Origin of the sequence: Acidovorax temperans (assembly GCF_006716905.1) — a bacterium.
GTDB classification, from domain to species: Bacteria; Pseudomonadota; Gammaproteobacteria; order Burkholderiales; family Burkholderiaceae_C; genus Acidovorax; species Acidovorax temperans.
The window spans coordinates 766,773-789,285 of sequence record NZ_VFPV01000001.1; the positions used below are offsets into that span (position 1 = coordinate 766,773).

The 22,513-nt window shown below is 60.1% G+C and carries 21 protein-coding genes; 2 read left to right on the top strand and 19 right to left on the bottom strand.

What is annotated here, in order from left to right:
• Positions 1-72: 72 nt before the first annotated feature.
• The 6 genes from BDD18_RS03820 to BDD18_RS03845 all read right to left on the bottom strand — a co-directional run bounded on the left by BDD18_RS03820 (position 73) and on the right by BDD18_RS03845 (position 7,260).
• Positions 73-827, bottom strand: a protein-coding gene (locus BDD18_RS03820; RefSeq protein ID WP_125958937.1) for an IS5 family transposase whose coding sequence is annotated in 2 segments (ribosomal slippage) — positions 73-494 and positions 494-827 — 756 coding nt in all. Because the reading frame shifts where the segments join, the coding sequence is not laid out codon by codon here.
• A gap of 210 nt (positions 828-1,037) precedes the next feature.
• Positions 1,038-2,372 carry a phosphoglucosamine mutase gene (glmM, locus tag BDD18_RS03825; RefSeq protein WP_066788393.1) on the bottom strand — a complete coding sequence of 445 codons (1,335 nt, stop codon included), beginning with the start codon at positions 2,370-2,372 and terminating at the stop codon, positions 1,038-1,040.
• 45 nt (positions 2,373-2,417) lie between these two features.
• Positions 2,418-3,260, bottom strand: a complete 843-nt coding sequence (gene folP, locus BDD18_RS03830) for a dihydropteroate synthase (RefSeq protein ID WP_066788388.1) — start codon at positions 3,258-3,260, stop codon at positions 2,418-2,420.
• A 71-nt stretch (positions 3,261-3,331) separates the two neighbouring features.
• A complete protein-coding gene (gene ftsH, locus BDD18_RS03835) occupies positions 3,332-5,251 on the bottom strand; it encodes an ATP-dependent zinc metalloprotease FtsH (protein WP_066788385.1) in 1,920 nt (639 codons plus the stop codon).
• 248 nt (positions 5,252-5,499) lie between these two features.
• Positions 5,500-6,537, bottom strand: coding sequence for an IS630-like element IS1471 family transposase (locus BDD18_RS03840; RefSeq protein ID WP_011171689.1), 1,038 nt, complete (start codon positions 6,535-6,537; stop codon positions 5,500-5,502).
• Positions 6,538-6,597: 60 nt separating this feature from the next.
• Positions 6,598-7,260, bottom strand: a complete 663-nt coding sequence (locus BDD18_RS03845) for an RlmE family RNA methyltransferase (protein ID WP_066787099.1) — start codon at positions 7,258-7,260, stop codon at positions 6,598-6,600.
• 32 nt (positions 7,261-7,292) lie between these two features.
• On the opposite strand from BDD18_RS03845, the gene BDD18_RS03850 reads away from it, so the two are divergent.
• Together BDD18_RS03850 and BDD18_RS03855 are read left to right on the top strand one after the other, a co-directional pair.
• Positions 7,293-7,766 (top strand): YhbY family RNA-binding protein, encoded by a 474-nt coding sequence (locus BDD18_RS03850; protein ID WP_066787103.1) that lies wholly within the window; start codon positions 7,293-7,295, stop codon positions 7,764-7,766.
• A gap of 4 nt (positions 7,767-7,770) precedes the next feature.
• Entirely contained in the window at positions 7,771-8,520 is a 750-nt protein-coding gene (locus BDD18_RS03855; protein WP_066695193.1) for a glycosyltransferase, read from the top strand.
• Between the two features lie 78 nt (positions 8,521-8,598).
• Here the strand turns inward: BDD18_RS03855 and BDD18_RS03860 are convergent, their stop codons facing one another.
• The 13 genes from BDD18_RS03860 to bamA form a co-directional block, all read right to left on the bottom strand.
• Positions 8,599-9,069, bottom strand: a complete 471-nt coding sequence (locus tag BDD18_RS03860) for a DUF4149 domain-containing protein (RefSeq protein ID WP_066787105.1) — start codon at positions 9,067-9,069, stop codon at positions 8,599-8,601.
• Positions 9,070-9,079: 10 nt separating this feature from the next.
• Complete coding sequence (gene greA / locus BDD18_RS03865) at positions 9,080-9,556, bottom strand: transcription elongation factor GreA (protein WP_044396857.1); 477 nt, start codon at positions 9,554-9,556, stop codon at positions 9,080-9,082.
• 193 nt (positions 9,557-9,749) lie between these two features.
• The gene (gene carB / locus BDD18_RS03870) at positions 9,750-13,016 is read right to left on the bottom strand and encodes a carbamoyl-phosphate synthase large subunit (RefSeq protein ID WP_066787106.1); all 3,267 of its coding nucleotides are present in this window, start codon (positions 13,014-13,016) and stop codon (positions 9,750-9,752) included.
• 10 nt (positions 13,017-13,026) lie between these two features.
• Positions 13,027-13,440, bottom strand: a complete 414-nt coding sequence (locus BDD18_RS03875; RefSeq protein ID WP_142081488.1) for a hypothetical protein — start codon at positions 13,438-13,440, stop codon at positions 13,027-13,029.
• Between the two features lie 28 nt (positions 13,441-13,468).
• Positions 13,469-14,641: a glutamine-hydrolyzing carbamoyl-phosphate synthase small subunit gene (carA, locus tag BDD18_RS03880; RefSeq protein WP_142081490.1), complete on the bottom strand. Its 1,173-nt coding sequence runs from the start codon at positions 14,639-14,641 to the stop codon at positions 13,469-13,471.
• Between the two features lie 240 nt (positions 14,642-14,881).
• Positions 14,882-15,655 (bottom strand): TrmH family RNA methyltransferase, encoded by a 774-nt coding sequence (locus BDD18_RS03885; RefSeq protein WP_142081492.1) that lies wholly within the window; start codon positions 15,653-15,655, stop codon positions 14,882-14,884.
• Entirely contained in the window at positions 15,652-16,293 is a 642-nt protein-coding gene (gene rnhB / locus BDD18_RS03890) for a ribonuclease HII (RefSeq protein ID WP_044396863.1), read from the bottom strand. The genes BDD18_RS03885 and rnhB overlap by 4 nt, the downstream gene beginning before the upstream one ends.
• Positions 16,265-17,422, bottom strand: coding sequence for a lipid-A-disaccharide synthase (gene lpxB, locus BDD18_RS03895; protein WP_142081494.1), 1,158 nt, complete (start codon positions 17,420-17,422; stop codon positions 16,265-16,267). Before lpxB ends, rnhB begins: the two co-directional genes overlap by 29 nt.
• Positions 17,423-17,432: 10 nt before the next feature.
• The gene (gene lpxA / locus BDD18_RS03900; RefSeq protein ID WP_044396866.1) at positions 17,433-18,221 is read right to left on the bottom strand and encodes an acyl-ACP--UDP-N-acetylglucosamine O-acyltransferase; all 789 of its coding nucleotides are present in this window, start codon (positions 18,219-18,221) and stop codon (positions 17,433-17,435) included.
• Positions 18,222-18,233: 12 nt separating this feature from the next.
• On the bottom strand, positions 18,234-18,674 hold the full coding sequence (fabZ, locus tag BDD18_RS03905) for a 3-hydroxyacyl-ACP dehydratase FabZ (protein ID WP_044396868.1): 441 nt from the start codon (positions 18,672-18,674) through the stop codon (positions 18,234-18,236).
• 16 nt (positions 18,675-18,690) lie between these two features.
• On the bottom strand, positions 18,691-19,671 hold the full coding sequence (lpxD, locus tag BDD18_RS03910; RefSeq protein WP_066695209.1) for a UDP-3-O-(3-hydroxymyristoyl)glucosamine N-acyltransferase: 981 nt from the start codon (positions 19,669-19,671) through the stop codon (positions 18,691-18,693).
• A gap of 24 nt (positions 19,672-19,695) precedes the next feature.
• Entirely contained in the window at positions 19,696-20,208 is a 513-nt protein-coding gene (locus BDD18_RS03915; RefSeq protein WP_066695178.1) for an OmpH/Skp family outer membrane protein, read from the bottom strand.
• A complete protein-coding gene (bamA, locus tag BDD18_RS03920) occupies positions 20,208-22,505 on the bottom strand; it encodes an outer membrane protein assembly factor BamA (protein ID WP_142081496.1) in 2,298 nt (765 codons plus the stop codon). The genes BDD18_RS03915 and bamA overlap by 1 nt, the downstream gene beginning before the upstream one ends.
• Positions 22,506-22,513 lie beyond the last annotated feature (8 nt).

Here is a 22,513-nt window from a genome sequence, read left to right on the forward strand (position 1 = left end):
AATATCGAGGCGGAATGATGACAGACTGAACCGTGAGCAGGAGGGAAACTGCCGACTAGGGCGTGTTGAGAATCAACGGGAGTTGATAACCCCAGCTGCGAGATAGATCATCGCTGCGAAGCTGCTATCCGTCTTGTCGCTGCGCATTGCGATACGTTTGAACTCCTTGAGCTTGCAAAAGAAGTTCTCGATCAAGTGGCGCCATTTGTAGACCTCCAGGTCAATCTCCAGTGGCGCTCTCCTGCGGGGCATCTGTGAGATCACCACCTGCGCCCCGCGCTTACCCAACTCCTGGATCAGCCAATTCACATCGAAGGCCTTGTCGGCAAGCAAGGCATCAAAGCGCACATCGGCAATCAGCTCTCTGACCCCTTTGGTGTCGTGGCGCTGCCCTGGCATCAAGACGAACTTCACCAGATTGCCCAATGCATCCGTCAGCGCCAGTATCTTCGTGGTCATGCCGCCCCTCGAGTGGCCTATGGCCTGGCCCGAAGTCCCCCTTTTGCCCCCTGGCCGTGCCGATGCACTTTCACAATCGTGGCATCCACCATCGCATATTCCATGTCCGGCTGCTCGCTCACTGCATCGAACAGACGTTGGAACACATCGGCCTTAACCCAGTCTCTAAAGCGTTTGAACACCGTGTTCCACTTGCCGAACTCTGGCGGCAGGTCTCGCCAGGGGCTGCCTGTGCGGGCAATCCACAGCACTGCCTCAACGAAGCGGCGGTTGTCTGTGCCGCTGCGTCCAGGATCACTTGGCTTGCCAAGGCATTGAGGCTCCATCTTGGCCCATTGCTCGTCTGTCAGTACCCATCGAATGCTCATGCGCCTATTGCATCACATCCTTTCACACCTCTCAGAATGATTCTCAACAGGCCCTACAGCAAGACGAGAATTTTCACGCGGTCGGTGGTCATCCCTGAAGCATTGCAATACTGCTTTAGCGGTAGATGGTCACCACGTGCTATGCGAGCGCGGCCGCGAAGTCCAACCGTCCAGCAGCGCATACCCAGTGCGTATCCCAGTCCAGCTCACTCACCCGGCCTTCGCCGCATCGGCGAGTTTCTGAGCGCAGCGGTTGGCCTGCTCCGCATCACGCGCCTCAACCATTACGCGCAGCAGGGGCTCGGTTCCACTGGCACGAATCAGAACCCGCCCTGACTCGCCCAATTCGTTTTCCACTTCTCGAATGGCAGCAGATAGCAATGGGTTGTTCTTCCAGTCCTGACCAGGCAAGAGTCGAACGTTGAGAAGCACTTGCGGAAAGAGGACAACCTCCCGCAAAAGCTGGGGCAGGCTGCTGCCGCTACGAACGCAGGCCTGCAGTACCTGCAAGGCACTCACCAAGCCGTCTCCGGTGGTGTGCTTGTCCAGAGCCAGCAAGTGGCCCGAGCCTTCACCGCCCAGAATCCAACGGTGTTTGGCCAACTCTTCCAAAACGTAGCGGTCACCCACCTTGGCTCGTTCCAAACGGACGCCACGTTGCTTTAACGCGACCTCAACCGCCATGTTCGTCATCAATGTACCGACAACCCCTGGCACGTGCTCGTCACGCCCCATACGGTCAGCAGCCATCAAGTAGAGCAGTTCGTCACCGTTGTAAAGCCGCCCCGTGGCGTCCACCATCTGCAGTCGGTCGGCATCTCCGTCCAGTGCCACACCGTAATCGGCATGGTTCGCGCGCACAGAGCGTACGAGTGCATCAGGGTGGGTGGCGCCGACTTCGTGGTTGATGTTCAAGCCATCGGGTGCACAGCCGATGGAGATCACCTCGGCACCCAACTCGTGGAACACCTTGGGTGCCACTTGGTACGCAGCGCCATGCGCGGCATCCACCACAATTTTGAGACCCTTCAGGGTGAGGTCTTGAGGAAACGTGCTTTTGCAGAACTCGATATATCGCCCTGCTGCATCGTCCAGTCGGCGCGCCTTGCCCAGGCTGGAAGAATCTGCCCAAACAGGCGCCTCATCCAGCGCAGCCTCTACATCCAGCTCCCAAGCGTCGGGTAACTTGGTGCCCTGGGCACTGAAGAACTTGATACCGTTGTCTGGATAGGCGTTGTGGCTGGCACTGATGACCACACCCAGGCTTGCACGCTGCGCACGCGTCAAGTAGGCAACTCCTGGGGTCGGCAACGGCCCCAGCAACACGACGTCCACGCCAGCGGAGTTGAATCCAGACTCCAAAGCACTTTCCAGCATGTAGCCAGAAATACGGGTGTCTTTTCCGATCAGCACCGTTGGGCGCTCTTCCGTACGGCGCAGTACACGGCCCACAGCGTGGGCGAGCCGCAATACAAAATCTGGGGTGATGGGGTACTGGCCCACTGTTCCACGAATACCGTCAGTGCCGAAATACTTGCGTGTCATTTTTTGCTTTCCTTGTGCTTGAAGGCATTGTGCAATGCCGTCCCCTCACCTCGCCAAACTCGCTGACGGACGCGCGGCCGAACATACAGACAGGGCAGCGACAGTCTCCCGAACATCATGCACGCGAACAATGTGCGCGCCACGCTCTACCGCCAGCAGGGCTGCGGCAACGCTGGGCACCATTCTCTGATCGACCTCCATGCCAGTCACGGCACCCAACGAAGATTTGCGCGACCACCCTGCCAGCAAGGGGTAACCGTCAGCCAAAAACTCCGCCTGGTGTGCCAGCAGCGAGAAATTTTGCTCTACTGTTTTACCGAAACCCACTCCAGGGTCCAGCACGATGCGATCTGGCTGTACGCCCATCGCGCACAGTGACTCCGCAGACTCCTGCAGGAAGCGCCGCACCTGAAGAACAATGTCGCCATCCATGGGCGAGGCTTGCATGGTCTGCGGATCGCGGTGCATGTGCATCAGGCAGACACCGCAAGCAGGGTGCGAAGCCACGACCGCCTGTGCACCCGGCTGACGCAGCGCCCAGATGTCGTTGATGATGTCGGCGCCCAGGTCAAGCACAGCCCGCATCACCTCAGGCTTGTAGGTATCAACGGAAACGGGAACGCCCATCGAGACCGCACCGCGCACCACAGGCAATACCCGCGACAACTCTTCTTCCAAACCCACTGCTGGACTGCCGGGGCGTGTGGACTCGCCTCCGATATCCAAGATATCAGCGCCGTCCTTGATCAATTGCTCGCAATGCTGCAACGCCCGAGCGGACTGCGCGTAACGCCCCCCGTCCGAAAAAGAGTCAGGCGTCGCGTTGACGATACCCATGACCAAGGGGCGATTCAGAGCAATGGAGAAGCGGGAAGTTTGCCAGTTCATGCGTTCACGACTGTAATGAAACAGTCAAAAAGAAACGGGGCAAAAGCCCCGTTCTTGGTTTCAGTAGCCTATCAGGCTACGGTGGGTGCCGTGTCTGCCGCTACGGCGGGAGTTCCGCCTCCAGATCCATCACCACCCGAGGAGGGAGTGCGGGGCGTCCAGTCCTTCGGAGGACGCGGTTCTTTGCCAGCCATGATGTCATCCAGTTGCTCGCTGTCGATGGTTTCCCAATCCAACAGGGCCTTGGCCATGGCATGCATCTTGTCGCTGTGCTCTTCAATGAGGCGGCGGGCAAGGTTGTATTGCTCGTCAATGATGCGACGCACCTCGCTATCAACCTTTTCCATGGTCTGCTCACTCATGCTGGTGGTCTTGGTTACCGAGCGACCCAGAAACACTTCGCCTTCGTTCTCGGCATAGACCATGGGGCCCAGCGCTTCCGTCATACCGTAACGGGTCACCATGTCACGCGCGATGTGGGTGGCTCGCTCGAAGTCGTTACTGGCACCAGTGGTCATCTGGTTCATGAACACTTCTTCGGCGATACGACCACCAAACAGCATGCTGATCTGGTTGAGCATGTACTCGCGGTCATAGCTGTAGCGGTCCTGAGCCGGCAAGCTCATCGTCACACCCAGGGCTCGACCACGGGGAATGATGGTGACCTTGTGCACGGGGTCGCACTTGGGCAGCAACTTGCCGATCAGCGCGTGGCCCGCCTCGTGGTAAGCCGTGTTGCGACGCTCTTCCTCTGGCATGACCATGCTCTTGCGCTCTGGCCCCATGAGGATCTTGTCCTTGGCCTTTTCAAAGTCCTGCATTTCCACCGTGCGCGCATTGCGACGCGCAGCCATGAGGGCAGCTTCGTTGCAGAGATTGGCCAAATCGGCTCCGCTCATACCGGGCGTGCCACGGGCGATGATGGCAGGAGCCACATCTTGGCCCAGTGGAATCTTGCGCATGTGCACGTTCAAGATCTGCTCACGACCCCGAATGTCAGGCAGCGTGACATAGACCTGGCGGTCAAAACGGCCTGGGCGCAGCAATGCAGCATCGAGAATGTCGGGGCGGTTGGTCGCAGCCACGACGATCACGCCGAGGTTGGTTTCGAAACCGTCCATCTCGACCAGCATCTGGTTCAGAGTCTGCTCACGCTCATCATTACCGCCACCCAGGCCTGCACCACGCTGGCGACCTACGGCATCGATTTCATCGATGAAGATGATGCAGGGCGCATTCTTCTTGGCGTTTTCAAACATGTCGCGTACGCGGGCAGCCCCCACACCGACGAACATTTCCACGAAATCAGAGCCCGAGATACTGAAGAACGGCACTTTGGCTTCACCGGCGATGGACTTGGCGAGCAAAGTCTTACCGGTGCCCGGAGGGCCCACCAGCAGCAAACCGCGTGGAATACGACCACCCAACTTTTGGAATTTTTGCGGGTCTTTCAAGAAGTCCACAACTTCTTTGACCTCTTCCTTCGCCTCGTCGCAGCCAGCCACATCCGCGAAGGTGACCTGGTTGGTGTTTTCGTCGAGCATGCGGGCTTTGCTTTTGCCAAAACTGAACGCACCACCCTTGCCACCGCCCTGCATCTGGCGCATGAAGTAGATCCATACGCCGATCAACAACAGCATTGGCCCCCAGCTGACCAGCAACGTCATCAAGAGGGAACCCTCTTCGCGAGGCTTCACATCGAACTTGACCTTGTGCTCAATGAGATCACCCACCAGTCCGCGATCCAGCACGGAAGCATTGGTGCGGATCTTTCGATCATCGGTGGTGGTGGCGATGATTTCGCCGCCGCTCAGCCCCTCGGGGATCACGGCACTCTTGATACGGTTATTGCGAACTTCATCCAGAAATTCGGAATAGCCCACCGTCGTCGCACCGGCGCTGCCTCGGGTATCAAACTGTTTGAATACCGTGAACAACACCATGGCGATGACCAGCCACACGGCAAATTTCGAAAACCACTGATTGTTCAAGCGGAACTCCAGTTACAAGGGAGAAGAATGGCCAGTTGCCAGTACGGCAGTAGCTTTGGGTGATTTTAGGTCTTTCAAGGCGCGGCCACCTGTTTATCCCCCCCTGGACCCATGGGCGCCGTGTGGAAATTGGGTGAAGTCTGCGCCCTGAATTGACCTGAGGCAAGTTGGAGCTCGATTTTGTTCCCAAGCCCCATGCCCCATGCCCCAAGACTGGAAACCCACTATTGATCCGGCCCTGTGAAGTATTAAGCCGCGTAGCGAACGTAACGATCTTGGAAGTAGCCAATAACGCGCTCAGGGTTTTGCTCCAGCATCGCCATGTGATCATTGGCAGCCTCGCGTAACTTGGCCTTGGTTCTTACCGGCACTCGCTTGCCTATCTCTTGCTTGAGATCCGCATTCAGACGCTCCTCTGGATTGAGCTGGGGGCTGTAGCTGGGTAAGTAAAACAGCTCAATCTGGTCTTGATGTTCGGCCACCCAAGCCTTCACAAGTTTGCTGTGATGCACGCGCAAATTGTCCAGAATCAAAAAGACTTTTTTCCCAGCATCCTTGATCAAGGCTTGCAGGAATTCAATGAGCTTGTCGGCGTCAAATGCTTCATCAATGATCATCCAGCGTGTCTTGCCCTGGTTGGTCACTGTTGCAATCATCGATAGCTTCTGACGCGTGCCACCGATAGCCATGGTCACCGGAGTTTTGCCTGTCGGCGCATAGCTTCTGCCGCGCACGTCGGTGTTAACCAACGCCGTCTCATCGCCCCAGTGAATTTCCGCCCCTTCAGCTCTGGCGCGCTGCTCGATACCGGGATACTCGCCCTCCAACCAAGCTTGTACTGCGGCAGGGCTTTGCTCATAAGCTCGCTTGATGGGCTTTTGCGGCGTGAAGCCCCAGCGGGTGAGGTACTTTCCGGTACTTCGAGTCTGTAGCTTTACGCCAAATTCTTGCTCGATCAATTGGCTCACGGCAGCTCGGCTCCACAGATGAAAGTCCATCTTGAGTTGCTCGGGCCGCTTGTCAATAATCATCCGCTGAATCGTCTCTTCTTGCGCTGGGCTGAGCACACGGCCATCCCCTGGGCTGCGCCCTCGCAAGGCTGGTCGGATGGCGCCCCAGCCACCAGCTTCAAACAGATCAATCGTGGCGCGCACTGGCGGGTAGCTCAGCCCTGTCATCTCCACGATTTGCATGATCTTGATGCCCTTCTTGTGCAGCCGAACGACTTGCTTGCGGCGCTCGTGAAGTTGCTCCAGCGTTTGCTTTCTTGCGTTTTCTTTTTCCATCAATCTCTGACCAGAAAACGCAGAGAAAATTCATACTTTATTGGGCCTTATCTATAAGTGCTATGACTTGGCTTTGAGCCCCATGCCCACCAAGAAAGTTTCGGAGGATTTATCCCGCGATGCTTTCGGCTTCAAGGGCTTCACCGCCTTGAAGGTCTGCTTGAACAAGTTCACCAGATCGCTGTACCCACTGCCATGAAACAGCTTCACCACCAATGCGCCATCGGGCTTGAGGTGGGCACAGGCAAATTCCACCGCCAGCTCCACCAGATGCGCAATGCGCGCCGCGTCTGCCGACTCGATGCCGGACAGATTGGGAGCCATGTCAGACACCACCACATCCACCACGCGCCCAGCCAGCGCCTGCTCCAGCCTTTCCAGGACTTCAGGCTCACGAAAATCGCCGTTCAGAAACGTGACGCCTTCAATGGGCTCCATGGGCAAGATGTCCAGCGAAATGATGCACCCATTGAGTTGCCCCGCTGCCGCACCTGACGGGGACAAGCGGCGGCGCACATATTGACTCCAGGCCCCGGGGGTAGAGCCCAGATCGACCACGGTGTACCCGGGTTTGATCAGGCCAAGTTGCTCGTCAATTTCCTTGAGTTTGTAGGCTGCGCGGGCACGGTAACCTTCTTTCTGGGCCAATTTGACATAGGTGTCGTTGACGTGGTCGTTGAGCCATGCCTTGTTGACCTTCTTGCTTTGGGTTTTTACTTTCATTGCATTTTTCTTCCTGCCTCGATAATACGGCCATGCCCCAAATTCAATTGACTCCCGCAGAGCGCCGGGAACACCGCGCCAATGCCCACCATCTGGACCCTGTGGTCCTTGTCGGTGGAGATGGCCTGACCCCTGCGGTCAAAAAAGAAATCGATGCAGCCCTGAATGCCCATGGTTTGATCAAGGTTCGCGTGTTTGGTGACGACCGCGCCGCCCGCGAACTGATGTACCAGGAACTGGCCGCTGAACTCAATGCCGCCCCCATCCAGCACATCGGCAAACTACTGGTGTTTTGGCGCCCCATTCCTCCCAAGGAACGCAGCGTGGACGAAGACCGCATGCCCGGCCCCCGCGATGTGAAGGTGCTCAAATTCAGCAAACGTGGCGGCCAGCGCCCTGAAATCAAACAGCTGCGCGTGCTGGGCAACCAACGCCTGACGTCTGGCGGCCAGATCAAGCGCGCAAAGCCCAAGCAAAAGTCCATCAAAAAGCGCCAAGCCGACTGACCCCATGCCAGGACACGGACAAGCGGGTCACGAGCGCCACATCATCTGCATGAAGTGGGGCAAGAAGTACGGCCCCGAATACGTCAACCGGCTGTACGCCATGGTTCGCCGCCACCTGAGCGGCGACTTCCGGTTTGTATGCCTGACCGATGATGCCAGCGGCATTCGCAGCGAAGTGGAATGCAAGCCCATTCCTCCTCTGGATTTGCCCCCCGGCATTCCAGAGCGTGGCTGGACCAAACTCGTCACCTTCAGCGCAGACCTTTACGGCCTGCGAGGCACCGCCCTGTTCCTGGACGTAGACGTGGTCGTCACCGGAAGCCTGGATGACTTTTTTACCCAGCCGGGCGAGTTCCTGATCATTCACGATTACAAGCGCCCATGGCGCATTACCGGCAATTCGTCGGTGTACCGTTTTGAATTGGGCGCGCACCCCGACGTTCTTGAATACTTTCGCGGCCACTTTGCCGAAATTCGCCAGAAGTTCCGTAATGAACAGGCCTACCTGTCGGACTTTTTGCACAAGCAAGGCAAGTTGCAGTACTGGCCTGCAAGCTGGTGTCCCAGCTTCAAATACCACGGCATTCCTGCCTGGCCCACCAATTATTGGAAGGCGCCGTTTGTGCCACCGGATGCGCGCATCGTGATTTTTCACGGTGAATGCAACCCGCCTGACGCACTGGCAGGGCGACGCAACCGCAGGTTCCGTTACATCAAGCCTGCCACCTGGGTTGCAGAGCACTGGAAAGAATGAGTTGATGAAACTCACCAAAAAAAACCGCCTGAACGGCGGTTTTTTTATGGTGCCAAGCCTACTTGGCCAAAGGTGTCTTCAAGCGCCTGCCGGTTCATCGGGGCTGCCCGATGGCAGCGCTGCACTGTCATGCGATACCGCACCCAGCAGTCGCATCTTCAGTAGCACCACCAAAGCACACATCCACTGCAAGCCATACAGCACCGAACCCACGGTGTGCCAAAGCCGTAAATCCTGCCTCGCCACGATGCGGGGGGCTACGCCGTATTGCGACACCAAGGCGAGCAGCATACCACCCACTATGAAAAGCATAGCTGCTTGCGCCCATGGATAGAGCGCTACAACCCCTTTTGGTCTTGAAAGCAGTAACAGGAGCAAAGCGCAGCAGACAGACACCCAAGTCTGCGCCGCAAACAGCTTGGCAGCCATGGTTCCCGCCGTGGCAGGCGTTGGCAGGTGTGCAAACAACATGGGCACCACCAGCAGCCCCACCGTGGTGAGGCTGCCCCACCACAAGGCGGCGGCAAGGAATGAAAGGCGCCCTGTCACAGCCCTAGCCTCACACGTAGCTGACCGCCACAACCTCGTAGCGGCGGATACCGCCGGGCGCCTGCACTTCAGCGGTGTCGCCCTCTTCCTTGCCGATCAACGCGCGGGCGATGGGGCTTGAAATGTTGATCAGACCCTGCTTCAGATCGGCCTCGTCTTCCCCCACGATCTGGTACTTCACCAGGTCGCCCGTGTCTTCATCTTCCAGCTCCACCGTGGCACCAAACACCACCTTGCCGCCGCCATCCACGGCACTGGGGTCGATCACCTGGGCGACCGAGAGCTTGCCTTCAATCTCCTGGATGCGGCCTTCAATGAAGCCTTGGCGATCCTTGGCGGCATCGTAATCGGCGTTTTCGCTCAAGTCGCCTTGCGCACGGGCTTCGGCAATGGCGGTGATCACGGCAGGACGCTCGATGGTTTTGAGGCGGTGCAGCTCTTCCTTGAGCTTTTCAGCGCCGCGCTTGGTAATTGGAATGGTGGCCATTCTTGTCACTCTCCATAAATCGAATGCAGCCCAATTCAAAGGGCTGCAGCAATAGGTTCCGCCCGCAAGGCCCAACAGCCTGTAGACATGGACGACCCTAAAAAGGAAACCGCCGCACGTTGCCGCGCGGCGGTGTTTGTTCAGCGGCGATTATGCCGTGTTTGCGGCGGCAAAAGCCACCGCGAAAACCCGGTCAGGCTGCCAGCTGAGCGTGCAGTTCTTGCACCGAATACACGTCGAGTTTGTCCATGTACTTCATGCCCTCGACAGCCGCCTCGGCACCAAAAATGGTGGTGAAGGTGGTCACGCGGGCCAGCAGCGACGATGTACGGATTGCGCGCGAATCCGCAATGGCATTGCGGCGCTCTTCCACCGTGTTGATGACCATGACAATCTCGTTGTTCTTGATCATGTCCACGATGTGCGGACGGCCTTCGGTCACCTTATTCACCACCGCCACGGGCACACCAGCCTCGGCAATCGCGGCTGCAGTGCCTTTGGTGGCCACCAGTTCAAAGCCAAGGGCCACCAGCTGGCGGGCGATATCCACCGCGCGTGGCTTGTCGCTGTTTTTCACCGTGAGGAACACCCTGCCTGAGGTGGGCAGCTTGGTGCCCGCGCCCAGCTGGCTCTTCACGAAGGCTTCACCAAAGGTTTTGCCCACGCCCATCACTTCACCGGTGGACTTCATCTCGGGGCCGAGGATGGTGTCCACGCCAGGGAACTTGACGAACGGGAACACGGCTTCCTTCACGCTGAAGTACGGCGGTGTGACTTCCTTGGTGATGCCTTGCGAAGCCAGGGTCTGGCCGGCCATGCAACGTGCCGCCACCTTGGCCAGCTGAATGCCCGTAGCCTTGGAAACGAACGGAACCGTGCGCGAAGCGCGGGGGTTCACTTCCAGCACGTAGATCACGTCCTTGCTATCCACTTCCTGGATGGCGAACTGCACGTTCATGAGGCCCACCACATTCAGGCCGGCAGCCATAGCTGCAGTCTGGCGCTTGATCTCGTCGATAGTCGACTGCGACAGGTAATACGGGGGCAGCGAGCAGGCGGAGTCGCCCGAGTGCACACCAGCTTGCTCGATGTGCTCCATCACGCCACCAATGAAGGTCACACCAGCGGAGTCACGCACGCAGTCCACATCGCACTCAATGGCGTTGGACAGGAAGCGGTCCAGCAGCACAGGCGAGTCGTTGCTTACCTTGACGGCTTCGCGCATGTAGCGCTCCAGGTCGCGCTGCTCGTGCACGATTTCCATCGCGCGGCCACCCAGCACGTAGCTGGGGCGCACCACGAGGGGGTAGCCCAAAGCGGCTGCTTTTTCCAGGGCTTCGGCTTCGGTGCGGGCAGTGGCGTTCGGTGGCTGCTTCAGACCCAGGTCGTGCAACAGCTTCTGGAAGCGCTCGCGGTCTTCGGCGGCGTCAATCATGTCGGGCGTGGTGCCGATGATTGGTACGCCTTCGGCTTCGAGACCCAAAGCAAGCTTGAGCGGCGTCTGGCCGCCGTACTGCACGATCACGCCGACCGGCTTTTCCTTGTCCACGATCTCCAGCACGTCTTCGAGCGTGACGGGCTCGAAGTACAGGCGGTCGGAGGTGTCGTAGTCGGTGGACACGGTCTCAGGGTTGCAGTTGACCATGATGGTTTCATAGCCGTCTTCGCGCATGGCAAGCGCGGCATGCACGCAGCAGTAGTCGAACTCGATGCCCTGACCGATGCGGTTCGGGCCACCGCCCAGCACCATGATCTTCTTGTTGCCGGTAGGTGCGGCTTCGCACTCCGCGGCGGCGCCGTAAGGCGCAGCCTCGTAGGTCGAATACAGGTACGCCGTGTTGGTAGCGAACTCTGCGGCACAGGTGTCCACGCGCTTGTACACAGGGCGCACTTGGTGTGCACGGCGTGCTTCACGCACCGCCTTTTCGGTGGTCTTGAGCAGCTTGGCCAAGCGGCGATCCGAGAAGCCCTTTTGCTTGAGGGTGAGCAGCGTGCCAGCGTCCAGTGCGGCCAGGGCGCCCTCACCCTTCTCGGCGACGAGCTTGTCGATATCGAGTTCGATCTTCACGATCTGCTCGATCTGCACCAGGAACCACTTGTCGATCTTGGTGAGGTCATGCACCTCGTCCACCGACAGGCCCATGGCAAACGCATCGCCCACGTACCAGATGCGCTCGGGACCGGGCTCGCCCAGCTCCTTTTCCAGCGTCTCGCGGTCCTGGGTTTTCTCGTTCATGCCGTCCACGCCCACTTCCAGGCCGCGCAGGGCTTTCTGGAAGGATTCCTGGAAGGTGCGGCCCATGGCCATGACCTCACCCACCGACTTCATCTGTGTGGTCAGGCGGCTGTCGGCCGTAGGGAATTTTTCGAACGCAAAGCGCGGAATCTTGGTAACCACGTAGTCAATCGATGGCTCGAACGATGCAGGCGTGGCGCCGCCCGTGATTTCGTTCTTGAGCTCATCGAGCGTGTAACCCACAGCCAGCTTGGCCGCGACCTTGGCAATCGGGAAGCCCGTGGCCTTGGAGGCCAGCGCCGACGAACGCGACACGCGCGGGTTCATCTCGATGACGATCATGCGACCGTCCTTCGGGTTCACCGAGAACTGCACGTTGGAGCCGCCGGTGTCCACACCAATTTCACGCAGCACCGCCAAAGAGGCGTTGCGCATGATCTGGTATTCCTTGTCGGTCAGCGTCTGGGCCGGGGCCACGGTGATCGAGTCGCCCGTGTGCACACCCATCGGGTCCAGGTTCTCGATGGAGCAGATGATGATGCAGTTGTCCGCCTTGTCGCGGACCACTTCCATCTCGTACTCCTTCCAGCCGAGCAGCGACTCTTCGATCAGCAGCTCGTTGGTGGGCGAGGCCTCCAGGCCGCGCTTGCAGATGGTCTCAAACTCTTCGGGGTTGTAGGCGATCCCGCCGCCCGTGCCACCCAGCGTGAAGCTGGGACGGATCACCGTGGGGAAACCCACGTTCTTCTGCACCGCCCAGGCTTCTTCCATGCTGTGCGCAATGCCTGAACGTGCAGAGCCCAGACCAATCTTGGTCATGGCGTCCTTGAACTTCAGGCGGTCTTCGGCCTTGTCGATGGCTTCTGGTGTGGCACCGATCAGCTCGACCTTGTACTTGTCGAGCACGCCGTTGCGCCACAGGTCGAGTGCGCAGTTCAGCGCGGTCTGGCCACCCATGGTGGGCAGGATGGCGTCGGGGCGTTCCTTGGCGATGATCTTCTCGACCGTCTGCCAGGTGATGGGCTCGATGTAAGTAACGTCGGCAGTGGCTGGGTCGGTCATGATCGTCGCGGGGTTGCTGTTGATCAGGATGACCTTGTAGCCCTCTTCGCGCAGGGCCTTGCAGGCCTGCACGCCGGAGTAGTCGAACTCACAGGCCTGGCCGATGATGATCGGGCCAGCGCCGATGATGAGAATGCTTTTTATGTCGGTACGTTTTGGCATGGTGCGGCGTTCATTGGCCCTGGGAGGCAGGGACCTCCGGGCTGGTGGTGGAGGCGGCGGCAATCGCGTCGCGCCGCAGTGTCAGCTTGTCGAGAAGGGCCTGCACGCGCTCGGGCGGCAGATTCTTTTGCATCAGCTGCAAAAGACCGTCGCCCTGGATCAGCGGGCGCAGCACCTCGGCTTCGGCCTCATAAAAGGTGACGTCCCAGTCCTGCATGGCTTCGGCAAACGTGGCGTCGTCCCAGGTTTTGCCTTTGGCCACCAGGGTCACAAGCGTCATGGCCTTGTTTTCCACAAACGCCTTTTTGTAGGGCTTTTGCGCCCAGCGTTCGGTGAACCACTCCTTGTGAGGAGAGGGCAAGGTCAGAATGCGCTTGTGGATCGCTTTTTCAAGCGACGCCGCCGGAAAACTGAACAACTTCATAGGACAGGACCTTCTCGGAGCGATCCGCTTACGCGGCTTTTGCAGCCTGCATCGCGCGGGTGAAGCGGTCAAACAGGTAGGCGATATCGTGCGGGCCGGGCGATGCTTCGGGGTGACCCTGGAAGCAGAAAGCGGGCTTGTCGGTGCGCTCCAGGCCTTGCAGCGTGCCGTCAAACAGGCTGATGTGGGTGGGGCGCAGCGTGGCAGGCAGCGAATCCATGTCCACCGCAAAACCGTGGTTCTGGCTGGTGATGCTGACGCGGCCGGTGTCCAGATCCTTCACAGGGTGGTTGGCACCATGGTGGCTATTGGCCATCTTGAAAGTCTTGGCGCCGGAGGCCAGCGCCATGATCTGGTGGCCCAGGCAGATGCCGAAGGTGGGCACGCCGCTGTCCATCAGCGTGCGAGCAGCTTCAATGGCGTAGTCGCAAGGCGCTGGGTCGCCAGGGCCGTTGGAGAGAAACACGCCATCGGGGTTGAGCGCCAACACATCGGCAGCGGGCGTCTTGGCAGGCACCACAGTGACCTTGCAGCCACGTTCGGCCAGCATGCGCAAGATGTTCTTCTTCACGCCAAAGTCGTAAGCGACCACGTGGAACTGGGGGGCTGTCAACTCACCGTAACCCGAGCCGAGCTTCCACTCGGTCTGCGTCCACTCGTAACGCTGGGCAGTAGTGACCACCTTGGCCAAGTCCAGGCCCGCCATGTTGGGAGCAGCCTTGGCTTTGGCAACCGCTTCGTCGATCAGCGCCTGCGTGACCGCCTGACCGGCAGCCAGGCCAACAATGGCGCCGTTTTGCGCGCCTTTGCTGCGCAGCAAGCGGGTGAGCTTGCGGGTGTCGATGTTGGCGATGGCGACGGTGTTCTCGCGCACCAGGTACTGCGACAACGTTTCCGACTGGCGGAAGTTGCTGGCCAGCAATGGCAGATCTTTGATGATGAGGCCTGCGGCGTGGACCTTGTCGGCTTCGACGTCCTCTGCGTTGACCCCGTAATTGCCGATGTGCGGGTACGTCAGGGTGACGATCTGCTGGCAGTAGCTGGGGTCAGTGAGGATTTCCTGGTAGCCGGTGATAGCGGTGTTGAACACCACTTCGCCGACGGTGGTGCCGGTGGCACCGATCGAATTGCCGATAAAGACCGTGCCGTCTGCGAGCGCCAGGATGGCGGGCGGGAAGGTTCCCTGGATAGACAAAAGCACTGGGTTCTCCGGATGGTTACGGTCGCCCGGCGCCTGCTAGCCACTCGCAGGGCGAGTGCCAATGGCTGCTCTCAGATGGGTTATTGCTTTGGGTGCGGTCGGGCGACGCTGTTGCGAGAAAAGCCCCCGATTATACCCGCACACCTCTAAACCACGATGCAAAATGATGCGCCGCAACATGGATTTCCGGTAACAAAACGGTGATTTGCCCCAGGGGCTGCCTGGGCAAGGGCCGTCACCTCAACGCGCAGCCCCGCTGGCGTGCAGGCAGATGGCCGCCGCCGCCGCCACGTTCAAAGACTCTTCACCGCCAGGTTGCGCGATGCGGATGCGCAAGGATGAGCGGGCCTCCAGCGACGGGGCCACGCCCTGCCCTTCGTGCCCCATGACCCAGGCACAGGGCCAGGGCAGATCGGCCTGGTGCAGGTAGCTGCCGCCGTGGGAGCTGGTCACCACCAGGGGCACCTGCAGCGCAGCCAGGTCTTCCTCGTCCACGCCTTCGACCAGGTTCAGTGCAAAGTGGGCCCCCATGCCGGCGCGCAACACCTTGGGCGACCACAGGGCCGCACTGCCTTTGACGGCCAGCACCTGCCGAAAGCCAAACGCAGAGGCGCTGCGCAAGATGGAGCCCACATTGCCCGCGTCCTGCACCCGATCCAGCACGACCGTGGCGGCCATCGCGTCCAGCGGCTGCGCAGCGGGCAGATCCCAAAGAAAGCCCATGCCCGCCGGCGATTCCAGCCCGCTGATGTCCTTGAAAAGCGCATCTGGCATCACTACGATTTTGATAGCTGCCAGCGCTTTCTCGTGCTGCCATTGCGGCCAATAAGACTCTGAAAATACGGCCATGGCCGGGCGCACGGAACGCTCCAGCGCGGCGCGGCAGAGGTGGTCACCCTCCAGCCAGACCCGGCCTTGCTTGCGGTAAGCCGTGGTGTCTTGCGCCAGGCGGCGCAGGTCTTTGACAAACGCGTTGTCGCGCGACTGGATCAGGGTGACGGCGGGGGATGTCATGCGGGCGTTCTTTCTGCGGCCGAAGCCAGTACCTTGGCCACCGGGGCAAACGAGCGACGGTGATAGATCGAAGCCCCATGGGCTTGCAGCGCCGCCATGTGGGCCGCGGTGCCGTAACCTTTGTGTCCGGCAAAACCATATTGCGGGTATTGCTCGTGCACCTGGCGGCACCAGCGGTCACGGTGCACTTTGGCCAAGATGGACGCCGCAGAAATGGACTGCACCAACGCATCGCCTTTGACGATGGCCTCGGCCGGAATATCGAGGGTGGGAATGCGGTTGCCATCGACCAGCACCATCACGGGCTTCAGGCGCAGGCCCTGCACCGCACGGCGCATGGCCAGCATGGTGGCTTGAAGGATGTTGAGCTGGTCGATTTCTTCCACGCTGGCCTCGGCAATGCTGCAGCACAAGGCCTTGGCACGGATTTCATCAAACAGCTTTTCTCGCCGGGCTTCGGTGAGCTTTTTCGAATCCGCCAAGCCGGCAATCGGACGCAGATCGTCCAGGATGACGGCCGCCGCGACCACGGGGCCCACCAGCGGACCACGCCCAGCCTCGTCCACACCCGCAACCAAGCCGGGCGGGTGCCAGGGCAAACTGACCTGCTCAGGCAGCGAGGACTTTTTCGATCGCATGGGCGGCTAGTTGGGAGGTGTTGCGTTGCAGGCTTTCGTGCAGGGCATCAAAGCGCTGCTCCAGGGCCAGGATTTTTTCGGGCTGTTGTTCACGGGCCTGCAGCCATTGCAGGGTGGCCGCGCACAGGGCCTCGGGGGTAGCAGCGTCCTGGATCAGCTCGGGCACCACGAATTCACCGCACAGGATGTTGGGCAAGCCCACCCAAGGCTGCAGTTGCTTGCGGCGCATGAGCCACCAGCTCAACGGGTGCATGTGGTAGCCAATCACCATGGGGCGCTTGAACAGCGCGGCCTCCAGCGTGGCCGTGCCGCTGGCAATCAGGGTCGCATCGCATGCCGCCAGCACCGTGTGGGACTGCCCGGTGACTACGCGCACGGCCCCCTCCAGCCCGGCAGAGCGCACCAATTCCTCGATACGCGCCTGCAACAACGGAACGGCAGGTACTATGAATTTTGTAGCTGGCCGCGCTTGATGGATAAGCGCTGCAGCCGAAAAGAAGGGTGGAGCAATGTACTGCACCTCGGCCGAGCGGCTGCCCGGCAAAATGGCCAGCACCTCGTCATCAGGGGCAAAGCCCAGCGCGGCGCGCGCACCAGCGCGGTCTGGCACCCGGGGGATGACGTTGGCCAGCGGATGCCCCACGTAAGTCGCCGCAATACCGTGCCTGGCCAACAATTCAGGCTCGAACGGGAAGATGCACAACACGTGGTCGGCGCTGCGCCGGATTTTCTCCACGCGCTCGGCGCGCCAGGCCCAGATCGAGGGGCACACAAAGTGCACCGTTTTGATGCCCGCAGCGCGCAGGTCTGCCTCCAGCCCCAGGTTGAAATCCGGGGCGTCTACGCCAATGAACACTCCAGGGCGTTCACGCAGCAATCGCTCGCGCAGTTGTTTGCGAATGCCCAGCAACTCGCGCAGGCGGCGCAGCACTTCCATGCTGTAGCCATGCACGGCCAGTTTTTCGCTGGGCCACAGGCATTCAAAGCCCCGGCGGGCCATCTGAGGGCCACCAATACCTTTGGCTTGTAGTTCAGGCCAGCGGGCCTGTAGGCCATCGAGCAGCAGGCCTGCCAGCAAATCGCCAGAGGCCTCGCCCGCCACCATTGCGATGCGAGGATGGGATGCCATCAACACCCCCTCAGCGGGCAATGCCTGCGCTGGAGCCTGCGATGAAGGCGTCCATCAACGCCACATCGTCCCGCGCCTGCGGCATCTTCTCGGGCAGCGCCATGATGGCGGCGCGCGCCTGCTCCAGCGTCAGCCCCTGGCGGTACAGCAGCTTGTGCATTTCGCGGATGGCCGCAATGCGCTCATCGGAGAAAGCGCGGCGGCGCAAACCCACCAAGTTGACACCGCGCACAGCCAGCGGGTTGCCGTCCACCACCATGAAGGGCGGCACATCTTTGCCCACGTGGCTTGCAAAGCCAATCATGGTGTGGGCGCCAATGCGCATGCGTTGCAGCACGCCCGTGAGGCCGCCCACCGTGGCCCAGTCGCCCACGTCCACATGGCCTGCCAAGGTCGTGTTGTTGGCCAAGGTGGTCTGGTTCCCCACCTGGCAATCGTGCGCAATGTGCACGTAGGCCATGATCCAGTTGTCGTCTCCCACCCGCGTGACCGCACGGTCTTGCACAGTGCCGGTATTGAACGTGCAGAACTCGCGAATGGTGTTGCGGTGGCCGATGACCAGTTCGGTCGGCTCACCTGCATATTTCTTGTCTTGAGGTTGAGCGCCCAGCGAAGCGAACTGGAAGATCCGGTTGTCCTCGCCGATGGTGGTGCGCCCCTCGATCACACAGTGGGCGCCCACCGTAGTGCGCGCACCAATGGAAACCTCAGGGCCGATCACCGCATAGGGCCCAATCGTCGCCGTCGGGTCAATGCGGGCGGCAGGGTCAACGATGGCGGTTGCGTGGATATTGCTCACGGTCGGTCAACATCAACCCACGGCACGCATGGTGCACATCAGCTCGGCTTCGCAAGCCACTTCGTCGCCCACGCGGGCCACGCCCTTGAACTTCCAGATACCGGCGCGCACGCGATCGATCGTGATCTCCAGGTGCAGTTGATCACCGGGCTCCACGGGCCGCTTGAAGCGCGCACCATCAATGCCAACGAAGTAGTAGATGTTGTTCTCATCCGGCACCTGGCCCATGGCATCAAACGCCAGCAGGCCCGCAGCCTGGGCCAGGGCTTCCAGAATCAGCACCCCGGGCATCACAGGGCGGCCTGGGAAATGGCCCATGAAATATGGCTCGTTGAAGGTCACATTCTTGATGGCCAGAATGCGCTCATTGCGCTGGAGCTCAAGCACACGGTCCACCAGCAAAAACGGGTAGCGGTGGGGCAGTTGCTTGAGAATTGCGTGAATATCCATCATCGAGTTGTTCTTCCGTTCATGCTGCTTTAAGAGCCTGCTCAAGCGCCTTGATGCGCTCGCGCAGACTGTGCAGTTGTTTCAGTGTTGCAGCGTTCTTTTCCCACTTCGCATTGTCGTCGATGGGGAACATGCCCGTGTACTGGCCTGCCCGCGTGAGCGAGCGGGTCACCACCGTTGCCGCCGACACGTGCACGTTGTCCGCCAGCTCCAGGTGACCCAGCACGATGGCGCCCCCACCCACGGTGCAGTGGGCGCCAATCGTTGCACTGCCCGCCACCCCCACGCACCCGGCCATGGCCGAGTGGCGACCGATGCGCACGTTGTGCCCGATCTGAATGAGGTTGTCGAGCTTCACACCATCTTCAATCACCGTGTCCTGCAGGGCTCCACGATCAATGCAAGTGTTGGCGCCAATTTCCACATCGTCACCAATGCGCACGGCCCCCAGCTGTTCGATCTTGACCCAAGCGCCCTGGTGGGGAGCAAAGCCAAAACCGTCTGCGCCGATGACCACCCCCGGATGCAGCAGGCAACGCGCACCGACCTGGCAGTTTTCGCCCAGCGTGACCCGGGACGTGAGCACCGAGCCTTCACCTACCACAGCGCCGCGTTCGACCACGCACAGAGGCCCGACAGTCGCCGTAGGGTGAATCTGCGCCGAGGGATCTACCACAGCACTGGGGTGGACCCCCGCGCTACGCGCAGGCATGTGCCGCTGCTTCCAAAGCTGCGTGACCCGTGCGAAATACACGTAGGGGTTGTCCACCACGATGCATGCGCCACGCGCCAAGGCGGCATCGCGCATGGCGGGCGCCACAATGACACAGGCCGCCTGTGAGGCGGCCAGTTGTTGTTGGTAGCGCGGGTGACTCAGAAAACTGATGTCACCCGGCCCCGCAAACTCCAGTGGCGCTATGCGGTGGATGGGGGTGTCATTTGCACCGCCCTCCAGCGAGCCCCCCAGCACATCAACGATGTGCCCCAGTAGCAAGCTCACGCCACCACCCGCAGCTGCATCCAATTATTTGGACGCATTCAAAGCCTTGATCACCTTGTCGGTGATGTCGTGCTTGGGGTTGATGTAGACGGCTTCCTGCAGGATGACGTCGTACTTCTCAGCCTCGGCCACTTGCTTGACAACCCGGTTGGCGCGTTCCAGCACCTGTGCCAGCTCTTCATTCTTGCGGGCGCTCAGGTCTTCCTGGAACTCACGGCGCTTGCGCTGAAAGTCGCGGTCTTGGTCCACCAGCTGGCGCTGGCGTGTCGTGCGCTGGCTCTCAGCCATCGTGGGGGCTTCGCGCTCGAACTTCTCGGTGGCGGACTTCAGGGAATTGCCGATGTCCACCAGTTCTTTCTCGCGGCGGGCGAATTCCTGCTCCAGCTTGGCTTGCGCTGTCTTGGCTGTGTTGGCTTCACGGAAGATGCGATCCGTATTGACAAAACCTGCCTTGAACTCTTGCGCCTGAACCGAGGTGGCCAACGCAGCAGTACCGATCAACAGGGCCAAAGATGTCTGACGGAAAAGGGATTTCATTAGAAAGACGTTCCAATCTGGAATTGCAGTTTCTGGATTTTATCGCCAGCGAACTTACGCACTGGCTGGGCAAAGGCAAGGCGCAGCGGCCCCAAGGGCGAGATCCAGCTCAAACCGAGCCCTGCAGAGGCCCGCATGTCGCTGAAAGTCACCTTCTGGTTTTCACCGTACACATTGCCCACGTCCACGAAAGTGAACACACGCAGCGTACGGTCATTGCCAGCGCCTGGGAATGGTGCGATCACCTCGGCATTGAGGGTCACCTTCTTCGGGCCACCCAAGGAAGCGCCGGTCACGTCACGCGGACCCAGGGTACCCTGGTCGAAGCCGCGCACCGAGCCCAAGCCGCCCGAATAGAAGTTCTTGAACACCGGGAACGGACGGCCATTCAGCCCCTTGCCGTAGCCCAGTTCCCCGTTGAACGCCACGGTGAAGCGCTTGTTCAGCGGGATGTACTGCTGGTACTGGTAGTTGCCCCGCACATAGCGCGCATCACCCGCCACGGACCACTCCGAGTTCAGACGTTGGTAACGCCCGGAGTTGGGAGCCAAGGCACTGTCACGGTCGTCGCGCGACCAGCCAACGGTCAGGGGAATGGAGTTGCTGGTAGCGCCATACGTATTGGCATAGGCCAGATAGGTGGCTGGGATATTGGTACCTGCCTTGATCTGGGTCTGCTCAAAGCCACCACCAAAGAAGACCGTGTCTGTCTCACTGAACGGGATACCAAAGCGCATCGACGCACCCGTGGTCACCAGCTCGTAGTTACCGCCCTGGTTTACATAAGGCTTGTCGGTGCGGTAGTACAAATCCACCGTGCGCGAAATGCCGTCCTGGGTGAAATAGGGGTTGGTGGTGCTGAACACCAGGGTACGGCGGTACTTGCTGGTGTTGACGTCGATACCCAGGTAGTTGCCCGAGCCAAAGAAATTTTCCTGCTTGATACCGAACGACAACGCAACCTTTTCGGCACTGGAGAAACCTGCGCCCAATTGCAGCGAACCGGTGGGCTTCTCGGTCACATTGACCACGAGATCCACCTGGTCGGGAGCGCCTGGTACATCCTGGGTCTCCACATTCACTTCGGTGAAAAAGCCCAAGCGGTCCACGCGGTCGCGGGACAAGCGAATGCGCTCACCGTCATACCAGGCTGCTTCATATTGGCGGAATTCACGGCGAATCACTTCATCACGCGTGCGGTTGTTGCCGCTCACGTTGATCTTGCGCACATAGGCGCGGCGTGAAGGCTCGGCCTGCAACACCAGCGTCACGCGGTTGTTTTCACGGTCAATTTCTGGCACCGCCTCGACACGGGAAAACGCAAACCCGAAGCGGCCGAAGTACTCCGAAAACGCCTTGGTGGTTTCTGCCACCTGGTCAGCGTTGTAAGGCTCGCCCGCACGGATGGAAACCAGCGACTTGAACTCGTCTTCACGCTCCAGGTAATTGCCTTCGAGCTTGACGCCAGCCACCACAAACCGCTCACCTTCCGTGACGTTGACGGTGATGGTAATGTCCTGCTTGTCGGGAGAAATCGCCACCTGTGTGGAATCCACGCGGAACTCAAGATAGCCGCGCTGCAGGTAGTAGGAGCGCAGCGTTTCCAGGTCAGCATTGAGCTTGGTGCGCGAGTAGCGGTCAGACTTGGTGTACCAGCTGAGCCAGCCGCCCGTATCCTGGTCAAACAAACCCTTCAGGGTGGACTCACTGAAGGCCTTGTTGCCGTTGACGCGAACTTCCTTGATGCGTGCGGGCTCGCCTTCCACCACCGTGAATGTCAGGTTCACCCGATTGCGCTCAATGGGCGTGACGGTGGTGACGACTTCAGCGCCGTACAGGCTGCGGTTGATGTACTGGCGCTTGAGCTCCTGCTCCGCTCGGTCGGCCAGCGCCTTGTCGAATGGACGACCTTCGGTCAGACCCACATCCCGCATGGCTTTCTTGAGGACTTCCTTGTCGAATTCACGCGTGCCCGCAAACTCTACGTCGGCAATGGTAGGACGCTCTTCCACCACCACCACAAGAACGTTGCCGGACGCCTCAAGGCGCACGTCCTTGAAAAGCCCCAGGGCAAACAGCGCGCGGATGGCCGCAGCGCCCTTGTCATCGTTGTAATCGTCGCCCACGCGCAGCGGCATGGAAGCGAAGATGGTTCCCGGTTCCACGCGCTGCAGGCCTTCCACGCGGATGTCCTGAACCTTGAAAGGCTCCAGGGCCCACGCAGCGTTGGCAACAAATACCATGGCTGCAACGGCAGAGGCGGTGCGCACGCCAAGGCGAGTGATGTGTTTTTTCATGAATGGAA